The organism is Gordonia desulfuricans NBRC 100010, assembly GCF_001485495.1.
Taxonomy (GTDB): domain Bacteria; phylum Actinomycetota; class Actinomycetes; order Mycobacteriales; family Mycobacteriaceae; genus Gordonia; species Gordonia desulfuricans.
Genome location: NZ_BCNF01000037.1, coordinates 1 through 14718 on the forward strand (window position 1 = coordinate 1; position 14718 = coordinate 14718).

10 protein-coding genes and 1 pseudogene are annotated in these 14718 nt (G+C 68.1%); 3 read left to right on the plus strand and 8 right to left on the minus strand.

Annotated elements, in window-relative coordinates:
• From GD1_RS05870 to dnaK, 5 genes and pseudogenes are all read right to left on the minus strand, one after another.
• Positions 1-754 (minus strand): annotated as a pseudogene (locus tag GD1_RS05870) (hypothetical protein); the annotation flags it as partial.
• 185 nt (positions 755-939) lie between these two features.
• Positions 940-1341 carry a heat shock protein transcriptional repressor HspR gene (locus tag GD1_RS05875; protein ID WP_059036304.1) on the minus strand — a complete coding sequence of 134 codons (402 nt, stop codon included), beginning with the start codon at positions 1339-1341 and terminating at the stop codon, positions 940-942.
• Between the two features lie 3 nt (positions 1342-1344).
• Entirely contained in the window at positions 1345-2556 is a 1212-nt protein-coding gene (gene dnaJ / locus GD1_RS05880) for a molecular chaperone DnaJ (RefSeq protein WP_053776289.1), read from the minus strand.
• 137 nt (positions 2557-2693) lie between these two features.
• On the minus strand, positions 2694-3320 hold the full coding sequence (gene grpE, locus GD1_RS05885; protein ID WP_059036306.1) for a nucleotide exchange factor GrpE: 627 nt from the start codon (positions 3318-3320) through the stop codon (positions 2694-2696).
• A complete protein-coding gene (dnaK, locus tag GD1_RS05890) occupies positions 3317-5167 on the minus strand; it encodes a molecular chaperone DnaK (protein ID WP_020790090.1) in 1851 nt (616 codons plus the stop codon). The genes grpE and dnaK overlap by 4 nt, the downstream gene beginning before the upstream one ends.
• Positions 5168-5466: 299 nt before the next feature.
• Here dnaK and macS point away from each other — a divergent pair, with 299 nt between their 5' ends.
• The 3 genes from macS to GD1_RS05905 all read left to right on the plus strand — a co-directional run bounded on the left by macS (position 5467) and on the right by GD1_RS05905 (position 9349).
• Positions 5467-6678, plus strand: coding sequence for a MacS family sensor histidine kinase (macS, locus tag GD1_RS05895; protein ID WP_083533898.1), 1212 nt, complete (start codon positions 5467-5469; stop codon positions 6676-6678).
• Positions 6679-6716: 38 nt separating this feature from the next.
• Positions 6717-7337, plus strand: a complete 621-nt coding sequence (locus GD1_RS05900) for a response regulator (RefSeq protein WP_059036396.1) — start codon at positions 6717-6719, stop codon at positions 7335-7337.
• Between the two features lie 119 nt (positions 7338-7456).
• Positions 7457-9349: a DUF2339 domain-containing protein gene (locus GD1_RS05905; protein WP_083533899.1), complete on the plus strand. Its 1893-nt coding sequence runs from the start codon at positions 7457-7459 to the stop codon at positions 9347-9349.
• A 232-nt stretch (positions 9350-9581) separates the two neighbouring features.
• Here the strand turns inward: GD1_RS05905 and GD1_RS25380 are convergent, their stop codons facing one another.
• The 3 genes from GD1_RS25380 to lon form a co-directional block, all read right to left on the minus strand.
• Positions 9582-10082: a hypothetical protein gene (locus GD1_RS25380; RefSeq protein ID WP_202926773.1), complete on the minus strand. Its 501-nt coding sequence runs from the start codon at positions 10080-10082 to the stop codon at positions 9582-9584.
• Positions 10083-11195: 1113 nt separating this feature from the next.
• Positions 11196-12194: an intradiol ring-cleavage dioxygenase gene (locus tag GD1_RS05915; RefSeq protein WP_059036397.1), complete on the minus strand. Its 999-nt coding sequence runs from the start codon at positions 12192-12194 to the stop codon at positions 11196-11198.
• A gap of 151 nt (positions 12195-12345) precedes the next feature.
• A complete protein-coding gene (gene lon, locus GD1_RS05920; protein WP_059036310.1) occupies positions 12346-14700 on the minus strand; it encodes an endopeptidase La in 2355 nt (784 codons plus the stop codon).
• Positions 14701-14718: the final 18 nt, after the last annotated feature.

A 14718-nucleotide genomic window follows, 5' to 3' on the forward strand; every position in this document is an offset into this window, starting at 1 on the left:
CACCGGGCGGTACGGCGGCAGCAACCGCGGCGACCGGGACGGGTGCGGCGGCGCCGACAGCGGGCGTGCTCCGGTGGGTCGTGGTGGCCAGGAGCTGGGTGGTTCCCTGCGCCAGGGCGAAGACCGGTGCCGGGACCACGGTGACCCGTACACCGGCGGACTCGATCGCGCCCACCACGCCGGGGGTGTCGGCGCCGGAGCCGACACACACCACACGCGGCACCGACGATGCGGCGAGATAGTCGGCGAGCGGCTGCAGGCCCTCCGGGTATGTCACCGGGACCTGTTGTCCGACAGGAACTTCCAGAGCCTCGACCGCGGTCCCGTGCGAGGCGTCGACCAGGGCGATGGTCCGGCCCGCGGCCACCGCACCGGAGCCGTCGAGGGCCACGGCGACCACCACACCGTCGGCTTCGCGGCGCGCGGCCTGGGCGAGCACCGAGGGCAGGTCGACAAAGCCCACCGACGACGCCCAGGCGGGCGCAGACGGTCCGTGCATCACCGATTCGAGGTGGGCGCGGACGTCGTCGCGGGCGCAGGCGATCACGATGTCGGCGACCCGGAACGGCGCGGACTCGACCAGATCGGCGAAGGCCGCGGCCGCCGAGGCCGGGGCACCATCGGTGAGTTCGACGAGATTGCTGGCCACGATGTCGCCGGTGGCGTCACGCACCACCATCGCGATCTCCTCGCCGAGCACCGACACGCCCAACACGGCCGGTTCGGCGACGGAGAACTCCGTAGGCTGGCTCACCCGTCTTCTCCTCTCCCGGCCGCGCTTGCCCACGACCTCTCGTCAACGCCACAGGTTAACGCGAGATCCTCAGGCGGCGACAGGCCACCTGAGGATCGGATCTGCTGTGAACGTGCTTGGGGCCGGCCGGGTCGGGCCGGCGTGTGGGCCGGCGTGTGGGCCGGCGACCGTGGGGTCGGCCCGCCTCACTCCGTCCCGCGCCGGCGGCGTGGCTGCCACACCACCAGCGCATTGGTCCGCGGCACCGGGACGAGCTCGCCCCCGCGCCGTGACCGATGCGCCTCCACCTCGCCCTGCAGCTCACGGACGCGCTGCTGCAGGGCGTCGACCTGATTGGTCAGGTCGATGATGCGTCTGATGCCGGCGAGGTTGACGCCCTCCTCCTGGGAGAGACGCTGGATCTCGCGCAGCACCTCGACGTCGCGCGAGGAGTACCGTCGCCCGCCGCCGCTGGTGCGTTGTGGGGTGACCAGCCCCAGCCGGTCATACGTGCGCAGGGTCTGCGCATGCATGCCGGCCAGTTCGGCCGCCACCGAGATCATGAAGGTGGCGTTGGGGTCATTCGGGTTCTTGCGTACTGCGGCCATGGTTCATCGCCCCCAGCCCGCCCGTGGATCGAATCCGCCGGCCCGCTCGGCCTCGGCGTAGGCCTTCATGGCCTCCACCGCGGCGTCGTCGAGCTTGCGGGGAACCTCCACCTTGACGGTCACCAGCAGGTCACCGGCACCGCCGGCCCGCTTGGGCACACCGCGCCCGCGGACCCGGAGGGTACGGCCGTCGGTGGTGTTGGGCGGGATCTTGACGCCCACCGAGCCGTCGAGCGTCGGCACCGACACCGTCGCGCCGAGCACCAGCTCGGAGATCGAGACGGGCAGCTGGACGCGCAGATCGTGACCATTGCGGGTGAACACCCGGTCCGGGGTCACATGGACGACGACGTACAGGTCGCCCGACGGTGCGCCGCGGCGTCCGGCCTCGCCCTGACCGGCCAGCCGGATACGCTGGCCGTCCTCGACACCGGCCGGGATACGGACGTTGATGGTGCGGGCGCGGACCTTGACGCCGCTGCCGTCGCAGTCGCTACACGGATCGTCGATCCGCGAGCCGGTGCCCTGGCAGTCCTGGCAGGGTTCGCTGAACCCGAAGGCGCCCTGGTTGCGGCTGACGAATCCCGAACCGTTGCAGTTGGGGCAGACCCGCGGGCTGGTGCCCGGCTTGGCACCGCTGCCGTGGCAGGTGGTGCAGGGGGCCGGACTGGTCACCCGCAGTGGGACGGTCGTACCCAATGCCGCATCGGTGAAGGTCAGCGTGGTCTCGGTCTCGAGATCGTTGCCACGCCGGGGGCGGGTCGCCGTGGAGGTACCCCGGCCACCGCCGGCACCGCCGCGGTTGAACAGGCCCTCGAACAGGTCACCGAAACCGCCTGCGGACTCGCCGCCACCGCCGCCGAAGAGATCGCCGATGTTGAAGTCGGCACCGCTGTCGGTGGAGTACCGGGTTCCGCCGCCCCCGCCGGGGAAGCCACCGGGAAAACCGTTGCCGCCCCCGCGGAATCGGCCGCCGGCGAACATCGCGCGGGTCTCGTCGTACTCCTTGCGCTTGTCGGCATCGGAGAGCACGCTGTGCGCTTCGGACACCCGCTTGAATCGTTCTTCGGCTTTCGTGTCCCCGGGATTGGCGTCCGGGTGCAGCTCGCGGGCGAGCTTGCGGTAAGCCTTCTTGATCTCTTCAGACGAAGCGTCAGAAGCAACGCCCAGATCCTTGTAAAAATCCCGCTCGAGCCATTCTCGTTGCGGAGCCACCAGACGTCACCTCCTTCGATATGAACGTGTCTGGATGAAGTTGTGTCTGTTGTCGTGCCGGTCTTCGGTTGTACCGGTTTCGGTGGTGCGCGCGCCGGGGTCGGCGTCAGCGCACCACCGAAAGGGTGTGCAGGTGATTATGCACCACTGCCTGCGGCGTCACCGACTGCCGGGACCGGATCGGTGACGGTCACCATGGCGGTCCGGATAACCTTGTCCGCCAATCGGTATCCGCTGCGGTAGACCGAACCGATCACCGGCTCGGCGCCGCTGCCGTCGTGCTGGACGGCCTCGTGCAGATCCGGATCGAACTCGTCGCCCGACTCACCGAACTTGACCAGGCCCTCGGAGTCGAGGGTGCCGACCAGTTTGTCGGCGACCGCGCGCAGCGGTCCGGTCTCGAGATCGCCGTGCTCGCGGGCACGGTCGAGATCGTCGAGGATCGGCAGCAGCTTCTCGATCAGCACCTGCTTGCCGTAGGCCACCCGGCCCTGCTTCTCCTCCTCCGAACGCCGCTTGAAGTTGGCGAACTGCGCACGCTCGCGCTGGAGTGCCGCGGTGAGCTCGGCGACCTCGTCGGACGCCGCGGTGGCGGACTCTTCCGGGGCAGGGGCCGCCCCGGCGGCGGGAGCCGAATCGCTCCCGTCCGCCGGGGTGGACTCACCCTGGCCGCGGACCTCACCCGTTTCCGGGTCGACCCGTCGGTTGTCGGTCACGGTGATCGGTTCGTCACCGGCCGGACCGTGCGGGTCCGCCTGCGTCACTTGTTGTCTCCGGTCGGCTCGTCGACGACCTCGGCGTCCACGACGTCGCTGTCGGCGGAACCGGAGGCGTCACCTGCGGCTGCACCGTCGCCACCCTCGGCGGCCGATGCGGCGTAGATGGCCTGACCCATCTCCTGCGACTCGGCCGACAGCTTCTCGATGGCCGACTTGATCGCGGTGATGTCGGTGCCCTTGAGGGCCTCGTTGGCCTCGGCGATCGACGCCTCGACCTTGGTCTTGACCTCGGCCGGGACCTTGTCCTCGTTGTCCTTGAGGAACTTCTCGGTGTGGTTGACCAGCGACTCCGCCTGGTTGCGGGTCTCGGCCTCCTCACGACGCTTGCGGTCTTCCTCGGCGTGCGCCTCGGCGTCCTTGATCATCCGGTCGATCTCGTCCTTGGACAGGCCCGAGCCCTCCTGGATGCGGATCGAGTTCTCCTTGCCGGTGCCCTTGTCCTTGGCGGTGACGTGCACGATGCCGTTGGCGTCGATGTCGAAGGTCACCTCGATCTGCGGGACACCCTGCGGGGCCGGTGCGATACCGCCGAGCTCGAAGCTGCCGAGCAGCTTGTTGTGCGAGGCGATCTCACGCTCACCCTGGTACACCTGGATCTGCACCGACGGCTGGTTGTCCTCGGCCGTGGTGTAGGTCTCCGAGCGCTTGGTGGGGATGGTGGTGTTGCGCTCGATCAGCTTGTGCATCACACCGCCCTTGGTCTCGATACCGAGACTCAGCGGGGTGACGTCGAGCAGCAGCACGTCCTTGACCTCACCGCGCAGCACGCCGGCCTGCAGAGCGGCGCCCACGGCGACGACCTCGTCGGGGTTGACGCCCTTGTTGGGCTCCTGACCGCCGGTCAGTTCCTTCACCAGGTCGGTGACGGCGGGCATACGGGTCGAACCGCCGACGAGCACGACGTGGTCGATGTCGCCGACGGAGATGCCGGCGTCCTTGATCACCGCGGTGAACGGCGCACGGGTGCGCTCGAGCAGGTCCGAGGTGATCTTCTGGAACTCGCTGCGCGACAGCTGCTCGTCGAGGAAGAGCGGGTTCTTGTCGGCGTCGACGGTGATGTAGGGCAGGTTGATCGAGGTCGACTGCGATGCCGACAGTTCGATCTTGGCCTTCTCGGCAGCCTCACGGAGACGCTGCATGGCCATCTTGTCCTTGGTCAGGTCGATGCCGCTGGTGCTCTTGAACTTCTCGACCAGCCAGTCGACGACGCGCTGATCCCAGTCGTCACCACCGAGGTTGTTGTCACCGGAGGTCGCACGGACCTCGACGACACCGTCGCCGATCTCGAGCAGCGAGACGTCGAAGGTACCGCCACCGAGGTCGAAGACCAGGATGGTCTGTTCCTTCTCACCCTTGTCCAGGCCGTACGCCAGTGCCGCGGCGGTGGGCTCGTTGACGATGCGGAGCACGTTGAGGCCGGCGATCTGACCGGCTTCCTTGGTGGCCTGACGCTGCGAGTCGTTGAAGTATGCCGGCACGGTGATGACCGCGTCGGTGACGTCCTCACCCAGGTAGGCCTCGGCGTCGCGCTTCAGCTTCATCAGCGTGCGGGCGCTGATCTCCTGCGGGGTGTACTTCTTGTCGTCGATGGCGACCGTCCAGTCACCCTCACCCATGTGGCGCTTGACCGAACGGATGGTCCGGTCGACGTTGGTGACCGCCTGGTTCTTGGCCGGCTGCCCGACGAGCACCTCGCCGTTGCGCGCGAACGCGACAACCGACGGGGTGGTCCGGGAGCCCTCGGCGTTGGCGATGACGGTGGCCTCGCCACCTTCGAGGACGGCGACCACGGAGTTGGTGGTGCCGAGGTCGATTCCGACAGCACGAGACATCTTTGCGATTCCTCCTATGTATCCGGGTATGCACCCAAGTCATGGCCCCGGGTCGAGCTGGTGCACCACCGCGGGGAGTGGTCTGTGCAAACCTGGGCCAAGGACTCGACTTCAGTGCGTCCGACTCAATGTCCTACCGGGTCGAGTCGGTGCGGTCAACTCAAGTTGAGTCTTGATGACTCAGGTTTCTCGAAGGGTTCAACCGGTGTCCTGCGCGGATCATTCCCGATTCTCGAAAAAAGTTGAGCGAAGTTCACTCATGTCTGAAACACGCTGGTCAGCGGACCGGATGAGAGAGGATGGGAGATGTGAACGACGATCGCGATCCGGTCGCCCCGCTGTGGCGGGCCGCGCAGATCTTCCGGCTGGTGTCGTTCGTCTACGCCCTCGGGTTCCTCATCGCGATCGACGCCGACCTCACCCGTCCGGGCCTGACGTGGGCGCTCTTCGGTCTGCTCACCGCCGCCAACGTGTGGTGGGCGACGGGCTATCTCGTCGGCTTCGGACGACGCTGGTGGTTCGTGGCCATCGAGTTGTCGGTGTTCGTGGTGATGATGCTGTCGACGTCGTACGTCGCCGACGACGCCTGGGTCACCGGCAACCAGACCTGGCCCACCACCCTGTTCTGCGCCAACGGCATGCTGTCGGCGGCGCTGCTCGGCGGCCCGTGGTGGGGTGTGGCCGGCGGCCTGGTGATCGGGCTCACCAACTTCTATGTCAAGGGTGAGCTGATGCTGAACTTCGGCCGCAATGCCACCATCCTGCTGATCGTCGCCGCCGGACTCGCCGTCGGGATGGCCGCCACCCGTGCCCGGGTGTCGGCGGAGAAGCTCACCGCCGCGGTGCGTGTGGCCGCCGCGGCCGCCGAACGCGAACGGCTCGCCCGCGAGGTGCACGACGGCGTGCTGCAGGTGCTGGCGCTGATCACCCGCCGCGGCCGGGAGATCGGCGGACCGAGTGCCGAACTCGCCGATCTCGCCGCCGAGCAGGAACGACGACTCCGGCGACTGATCGCCGACAGCCCGGCCATCCCGGCGACCGACACGGCCCTCCCCGCGCCGACGGCGGACGTCGACCTGACGGCGGCACTGCGCGGACTCGTCACCGAGTCGGTGTCGGTGAGCGCGCCGCCCGACCCGGTGCCGCTCGCCGCATCGTCGGTCGCCCAGATCGTCGCCGCGGTCCGCAACATCCTCGACAACGCCGACCGGCACGCCGGCGCCGGTACCAGGGTGTTCATGCTGCTCGAGGACCTCGACGACGAGATCGTGCTGTCGGTGCGCGACGACGGCGTCGGCATTCCCGACGGCCGCCTCGACGCCGCCGTCGCCGAGGGCCGGATGGGGATCTCGCGATCCATCGTCGGACGGATCGAACAGCTCGGTGGCACCGCACACCTGGAAACGGCACCCGGTGCGGGCACAGAATGGGAGCTGACCATCCCGATCGCGACGCAGACGACCCCGACCCGAACGAACTCTCCCCGAACGAACAAGGACGGTGCACCGTGACCGAACCGGAGACCGCAGCGCCCGCCCCGATCCGGGTGATGGTGGTCGACGACCACCCGATGTGGCGCGACGGCGTCGCCCGGGACCTCGCCGACGAGGGCTTCGAGGTGGTCGCCACCGCCGACAGCGTCGACCGCGCGACCCGCCTGGCCCCCGCCAGCCGACCGGATGTGGTGCTGATGGACATGCACCTACCCGACGGCACGGGCGCGGTGGCCACCGGCGCGGTGATCGCGGGCAGCCCCGGCGCCCGGGTGCTGATCCTGTCGGCGTCGGACGAGCGGGACGACGTCCTCGAGGCGATCAAGGCCGGTGCCACCGGGTATCTGGTCAAGAGCGCCCAGAAGTCGGAGCTGATCGCGGCGGTGCGGGCCACCGCCGACGGACAACCGGTGTTCACCCCGGGGCTGGCCGGGCTGGTGCTCGGTGAGTACCGTCGGATGGCGCGCTCCCCCGAGCCCGACGCCCCGGCCCTGACCGAGCGCGAGACCGAGGTGCTGCGGCATGTGGCCAAGGGCCTCTCGTCGCGGCAGGTGGCCGAACGGCTGTCGATCAGCCCCCGGACCGTGGAGAACCACATCGGCGCCACCCTGCGGAAGCTCCAGCTGGGCAACCGGGTCGAACTGGCCCGCTATGCCATGGAGCACGGCCTGTCCTGACCGCTGTCTGCCCTGGTCGCTGTTTGCCCTGGTCCCCGGGTCCCCGACGGTCAAGTACTCAGGTGATCTGAGTAGTTTCACGCATCCGCGAGGCGGCGGTGGCCGCGAGGCTGGAACGCATGACCACTGCTTCCCCCGGTACTCCTTCCCCCGATCCCGCCACCCCGCACCCGGCCGGGCCTCGCCCCCTCGTCCCGCCGCGCGTCACCGCACCGATGCCGCCGATGGCCCCGCCCTATCCGCCGCCCGGGCCCCGCCCGCCGGTTCCGCCGATCACCCACATCCCGCCGGTCACCCCGTTCGGCCCACAGATGGCCCCGTTCGGCCCGCAGATGGCCCCCTATCCCGGTCCCGGACAGCATCCCGGCGTCCCGCTGCCGCCGCGACAGCCCTCGATCCCGCTGCGCGACCGGATCGCCGCCGCCGCCGAGCGCGGCACCATCGGCAAGGTCCTCGCCTTCGTCGGTGTCGCGATCACCCTGATCGGCGTCATCCTGCTGCTGGTGGCCGCCGCCCAGGCGGGGTGGCTGCGGCCCGAACTCCGGGTGGCCGGCGGCGCCGTCCTCGCCGCGGTCCTGTTCGGGGCCGGCGTCGTCATCGGCCGCACACCGGAGAAACGCACCGGGGCACTCGGTCTGGTGGCCACCGGCACCGCGACCGCCTGGTTCACCATCCTCGCCGCCACCTCGCTCTATCACTGGATTCCGGGCACCGCCGGGCTGATCGCGGCCGGTGCTGTCGCCGCCGCCGGACTCGGCATCGCCCGCTGGTGGGATTCTCAGCCCCTCGGTGTGACACTCGCGGTGGCACTGTTGATCCTGGCGCCGTTCCTCACCGGCGGCGTGGATCTGACGCTCGTGGTCTTCCTGCTCGTCTACGCCACCGCATCGCTGGGTGTGCAACTCGGCCGCGACTGGACCGCGATGTACATACTGAACACGGTCGCCGCGGTGATCCCGCCGGCGCTGCTCCTCGTCGCCCCCGGCGACACCACCGTCGTCCAGTTCGTCCTGGTCGCCTCCGCCGCCTTCCTGTTGACCCTCGGTTCGGCGGTCTGCCTGTTGCGCACCACCTCTCACCCGATGCTGCTCGCCCTGATCGCACCGGTCGGTGTGCTGCCGATCATCGGCGCCACCGATCTGCTCGGCCACCCGATCGCCGCGATCATGCTGGCGAGCGCCGGCATCCTGCTCGTCGTCCTCGCCTTCACCGCACAACTGATCACCACCGCACCGCTGCAGATCCGCACCGTCTGGTTGTCGGCGGGTGCGGCGTCCGGTGCCATCGCGATCGGACTCGCAGCAGGAGCGCAGGGCGCCACCCTCGGATTGTTCGGCGTCGCACTGGCCATGGGACTCAGCGTCCGCTACGCCGGTGAGCTCGCCACCGCCCTCCGTGTGATCGGCACCGTCCTCGGCAGTTTCGGCCTGCTCGTGATGCTCGGCCAGGGTGCGCTCGACCAGGTCCTCACCGCCGACGCCGTCGCCGAACCGCTCCGGATCACCCTCGCCGTCGGTGCCGCACTCGCCGTCGCCGCCGTCACCGTGCTGGCCTACTGCTGGATGCGTGTGTCGGACAAGAACACCCAGGGTTCGATCGTCATGCTCGCCGGATTGATCAGCCTGGGCCTGCTGACCATCCTGTGTGTGTCGCTGGGCGCATGGGTCAGCGACGGCACCGACGGCGGCTTCCGCGCCGGACACATGGCGGCCACCATCGTCTGGGCGTCGACCGCGGTGATCGCGCTGCTGTGGGCGCGCCGCCTGCACGGAACCCCGAAGACCCTCGCGATGACCGGTGGCCTCGGCGTCATCGGCGCCGCGGTGGCCAAGCTGTTCCTGTTCGATCTGACCGCACTCGACGGCCTGTTCCGGGCCATCGCCTTCATCGTCGTCGGACTGCTGCTGCTCTCCCTCGGTGTGGCCTACGCACAGTCGTTGACCGGCCGATCCGACGACACCGACCGCCTCACCCCCAACGGCCCACCCACCATGCCGATGCATATCGGCTGAGCCACTGCGGTTTTCGGATCTTCACCCGGTTGAGGTCCCGAAACCCGGGGAAGGTCCGAAACCCGGGGAAGCACCGAAACCAGGGCGGCGTGCCGAAACTAGGGGAAGCACCAAAACCAGGGCGGCGTGCCGAAACTAGGGGAAGGTCACCTTCCCCTAGTTTCTCCATCTTCCCCTGGTTGCAACACGGGGAAGGTTGCGAAAGTAGGGGAAGGATCTCCTTCCCCTACTTTCAGTCGAGCTCGGTGAGCAGCCCGGCACGACGAAGCGCGGTCAGAATCTTCTCCCGGAATCGCCGCGGATTGCGTAGGTCGTCCCACGTCCATCGGACGACGATGATCCCGCAGTCGCGAATGGCGTCTTCGCGCAGCTTCTCGTCGTAGATGACGTCCTCGGCCAGACGCCCACCACTCGCCGCGGATTCTCGGTGGTATTTGAATCGGCCGTCGAACTCGCCGACGACGCACAGCCGACCCTCCGCGTCACGCCAGCCGAAGTCGCCGAATTTGGTACTGCCGTCCGCAAGCTCCACCAAAACTTGTAATTCGGGCACCGGAACCCCCTCCTCGAGCATGATGGCCCGGCTCAGTGATTCGCCGACACTCCCCGATACCTCCACCGAGTGCTCGATCGCCAAACGTACGGTGGGCATTCCGTGGAGGCCGGTCATGCGGCCGACGACACCGTCGAGATCGAGGTCTTCCTCCTGCTGCAGCCATCGCCCGGCCGGCATCGACGACGCAGATCGCCTGGCGCAGTGTGCCAGAACGGGCGACGTCGCACACGGTACGACCGAGCGATGTCAGCGTTGTGCCCGTGATGGTGATGAGGTCGGATTCGGTGATCCGTGCTTGGTGAACGATCAGACCGGGCGATGTACGACCGGACTTCACCGCGGTGAAGTTCACCGTCGTCAGGTCGGGGTTCAGCATCGGCAGTCCGTGCACGACCGCCGCGGACTGATGACTGAGAAACCTTCGGTCCGTTCCGGTCTCGACAGCAGCCCGGATCATCTCGCGGTATCGATACATCTGGATCTCATGAGAGTCGACGCCCGTTCGCGTCTCGACCGGCAGATACGCTCCCCAGCGAATCCGGCCGATCGCGTTGTCGTTCACGGCACGTCGGAGATCTTGATCGGTCGCACCGGTCCGGATCACGTTCCGGCGAAGGATCGCCGGTCGTCAGAACTCTCTCGAGTACGAAAGTCGAAGCCGTCGATGTCGGTCATCCGCCGATGCTCGCAGCCGAATCGAGACCATTCGGACAACAATTCACAGGTTGTGGATAAACCTGGGGATATCGCAGACTGTGGATAGCGCGTCGTCGGTCCGGCTACCGCCGCTACGTCACCCACCCGCCCGAAAGTGGGGGAAAGTGACGCTCCCCCACTTTCGCCACCTTCCCCGTGTTGCAGTTAGGGGAACATTGGATAACCAAGGGAAGACGAGCTTCCCCTGGTTTCGGTGTGTGGGGTATGGGCCCGGGGCAGGAAACCTGGCGAGCAGTGGTTCCACACACCGGGACATGCCTTCGACGAAGCGGGCCCATTCTGGTTTCGGAGCCCAGCCGAACCGTTGTTACCCGAAAGTAGGGAAAGCGCACCTTCCCCTGGTTTCGACTCCTTCCCCGGGTTGCAACACGGGGAAGGCAGCGAAAGTAGGGGAAGGCGACCTTCCCCTGGTTTCGGGAAGCGGGCTGGTCAGAAGGCGACCTTCCCCTGGTTTCGGGAAGCGGGCTGGTCAGAAGGCGATCTTCCCCTGGTTTCAGGGAGAGGTGGGCTGGTCAGGACACGGAGCGAGGCAGGGTGCGACGCACCGAGCCGCCGACGCCCCGTCAGTCGTGACTACGTATCCACACCCAGGTTGATTGCCGCATAGACTTTTCCGCCGGCCTGCGACGCCTGCAGCAGCCCTGTGGCGTCGAAGATGTGGTCGGTGGCGTTGGTCGTGTCGCGGTTGGTGTGGGTGTTGTACGGCGCGGTGGTGCTGTAGATCTTGTTGCTCAGCTCGTCGTCGAAGTACAGCTGGGTGGTGAGTACTTCCTTGCGGTTGATGTGTACTCGCACATGGATGTGGACGGTCCGGCTGAAGTACCAGCCGGGGAAGATCGAGGTGAAGTACACCATCCCGTTCTGGTCGGTCGGCTGGGCGCCACGGAGGTGCTTCTCGGAATCGGTTGTCTTGCTCTGCGGCTCGCCCTCGCTGTAGGAGCCGTCGGAGTCGGCGACACCGGAGTCGGGCATCTGCGGGGCGCCGCCGTCGCGGGGCTGCGGACCACCGGGCGCACCGCTCGGCGGGGCGGGCGGTGCACCGTCGCCACCGGGAGCACCCAGGCCGCCGTTCGGCTGACTCGACGTCGCCTCGAAGCCGGAGTAGATGCCGAGGGCATCGCAGTGCCAGATCTCGACGACGGCGTCGCGGATCGGGGTCCCGTCGCCGTCGGCGGTGCAGTTCTCCAGGTCCACCACGCGCAGCGCCAGTTCGAGCGGGACGCCCTGGCGATCCTCGCGGATGTCGGAGCGGATGCGGTCGACGTCGAACCAGTAGGGGCCCTCGGTGACGTCCTTGGAGAGCGGGCATGCCGGCGACTTGGCGAGCAGCCCGTCGAGGATCTCGCGGTCGGCAGCGGTCACCGAGGCCGACGCCGCGACCGACCCACTCGACGCCGACGACGACGCACTCGATGCGGAGTCGTCGTCGGATGACCCGACGCCGCACGCGGCGAGCAACCCGGCGATGCTCAGCGAACCGGTGCCGGCCAGCACGGAACGCCGGCTGGGGAATCGTCTCGTGGAGCGGGGACTGTCGGGGTTCGCGGTCACATCGCCGTGCTGGGCTGTCATGGAACCGAACATTACGGACCCGGCCTGTGAATCTGCTTCGGATTCACGACGAGTCCGCGTACAACCGGCGTGACGTGGTAGCGGTGCGGACACCGCAGAGCGGCCGGCCACCCGCGCACCCCTGTGCAGGTGGCCGGTCACTGTGCGGCCGTCAGGCCGCGGCGCTCGCCCCGTTCTGGACGGGTTCGAGTGCCTGGGCGACGATCTCGGCGACGTCGACCATCGGCTTGACCTCGAGCGCATCGAGCACCTCGGCCGGGACATCGTCGAGGTCGGGCTCGTTGCGCTGCGGGATGAAGACGGTCTTCAACCCGTTGCGTTGTGCGGCAAGCAGTTTCTGCTTGACGCCACCGATCGGCAGGACCCGGCCGTTGAGCGTGACCTCACCGGTCATGCCGACATCGGCACGGACCTTGCGGCCGGTCGCCATCGACACCAATGCGGTGACCATGGTGACACCGGCGCTCGGGCCGTCCTTGGGGACCGCCCCGGCGGGGACGTGCACGTGCACCGTGCCCTCGAGTGCGTGCGGATCGATGCCGAGTTCGCTTGCGTGCGAACGCACATAGGACAGTGCGATCTGCGCGGACTCCTTCATCACGTCACCGAGCTGACCGGTCAGCTGCAGCCTGGTGCCGCCGGCCGATTCGCCGTCGGCGCCGGTGCCACCGACCCTACCGACCTCGATGAACAGCACGTCGCCACCCATCCCGGTGACGGCGAGTCCCGTCGCGACACCCGGAACCGCGGTGCGCTCCTCGGATTCGGGGGTGAACCGAGGACGTCCCAAATAATCCTTGAGGTCGGATTCGTCGATGGTGACCGGTATCTGCGCCTTGCCGCTCTCGATGTTGGTGGCGGCCTTGCGCAGTGCCTTCGCGAGTAGCCGTTCGAACTGTCGCACACCGGGTTCGCGGGTGTAGTTCGCGGCCACCTCACGCAGCGCGTCATCGGTGACGGCGACCTCGGTGTCGGTGAGCGCCGCCCGTTCCCGCTGCCGCGGCAGCAGGTGGTCGCGGGCGATGACCACCTTGTCGTCCTCGGTGTAGCCGTCGATGGTCACCAGTTCCATCCGGTCCAGCAACGCCGACGGGATGTTCTCGACGACATTGGCGGTCGCGAGGAACAGGACGTCGGAAAGGTCCAGATCCAGATCGAGGTAGTGATCACGGAAGGTGTGGTTCTGCGCCGGGTCGAGTACCTCGAGCAGCGCAGCCGCCGGATCGCCCCGGTAGTCCGAGCCAACCTTGTCGATCTCATCCAGCAGCACAACGGGATTCATCGATCCCGCCTCGCCGATGGCACGGACGATGCGGCCGGGCAGGGCGCCGACGTAGGTTCGACGGTGACCGCGGATCTCGGCCTCGTCGCGCACACCGCCCAGGGCGACACGCACGAACTTGCGGCCGAGCGCACGGGCGACGGACTCCCCGAGCGAGGTCTTGCCGACCCCGGGCGGACCGGCGAGCACCATCACGGCACCGGAGCCGCGACCGCCCACCACCTGCAGTCCCCGATCGGCACGGCGGGCACGGACCGCGAGGTATTCGACGATACGGTCCTTCACGTCGTCGAGTCCGTGATGGTCGGCGTCGAGAATCTGACGGGCACCGGCGATGTCGGTGGAATCGGTGGTGCTGACCTGCCACGGCAGGTCGAGCACGGTGTCGAGCCAGGTGCGGATCCAGCCGGTCTCCGGGGACTGGTCGCTGGCGCGTTCAAGCTTGCCCACCTCCCGCAGCGCCGCCTCGCGGACGTTGTCGGGCAGATCGGCGGTCTCGACCCGGCCACGGTAGTCGTCGGCGCCGTCCGGCTCGTCCTCGCCGAGTTCCTTGCGGATGGCGGCGAGTTGCTGGCGCAGCAGGAACTCCTTCTGCTGCTTCTCCATTCCGTTGCGGACGTCGTCGGCGATCTTGTCGTTGACCTCGGTCTCGGCGAGATGTTCACCGGTCCAGTCGATCAGCAGGCGCAGCCGTGCGGTGACGTCGGCGGTCTCGAGCAGCTCACGCTTCTGGACGTCGGTGAGCCACGCGGTGTAGCCGGAGGTGTCGGCGAGGGCCGACGGGTCGGTCATCTTGTTGACCGCATCGATGATCTGCCAGGCCTCACGGCGTTGCAGCATCGCGAGCACGAGTTGCTTGTACTCGGCGGCGAGGGCCTTGGTCTCGTCGGTGATCGGCGCGTCGTCGACCTCGGTGATCTCCACCCACAGCGCAGTGCCGTGGCCGGGGGCACCGGTGCCGATCTGGGCACGCTTCTCGCCCTTGACGACGGCGGCCTGCTGGCCCCCGGGCATCCGCCCGACCTGGACGATCGAGGCGATCACGCCATGCGTCGGGTAGCGGTCGTCCAGCCGGGGAGCAACCAGCAGTTTTCCGGACTCACTGGCCCGGGCCGCGTCGACCGTCGCCTGCGCCGCATCGTCGAGGGGAACCGGCACCACCATGCCGGGCAGGACGACCAGGTCGGGAACGAACAGGACGGGCACTGAATATGTCTGAGACATCCAAACCTCCAAAGTTCA

Coding starts and splice junctions, on each gene's coding strand:
- GD1_RS05875 (WP_059036304.1), bottom strand. CDS start 1,341: ATGGCCGCAGTACGCAAGAACCCGAATGACCCCAACGCCACCTTCATG.
- dnaK (WP_020790090.1), bottom strand. CDS start 5,167: ATGTCTCGTGCTGTCGGAATCGACCTCGGCACCACCAACTCCGTGGTC.
- macS (WP_083533898.1), top strand. CDS start 5,467: ATGGGAGATGTGAACGACGATCGCGATCCGGTCGCCCCGCTGTGGCGG.
- GD1_RS05900 (WP_059036396.1), top strand. CDS start 6,717: ATGGTGGTCGACGACCACCCGATGTGGCGCGACGGCGTCGCCCGGGAC.
- GD1_RS05905 (WP_083533899.1), top strand. CDS start 7,457: ATGACCACTGCTTCCCCCGGTACTCCTTCCCCCGATCCCGCCACCCCG.
- GD1_RS25380 (WP_202926773.1), bottom strand. CDS start 10,082: ATGCCGGCCGGGCGATGGCTGCAGCAGGAGGAAGACCTCGATCTCGAC.
- GD1_RS05915 (WP_059036397.1), bottom strand. CDS start 12,194: ATGACAGCCCAGCACGGCGATGTGACCGCGAACCCCGACAGTCCCCGC.
- lon (WP_059036310.1), bottom strand. CDS start 14,700: ATGTCTCAGACATATTCAGTGCCCGTCCTGTTCGTTCCCGACCTGGTC.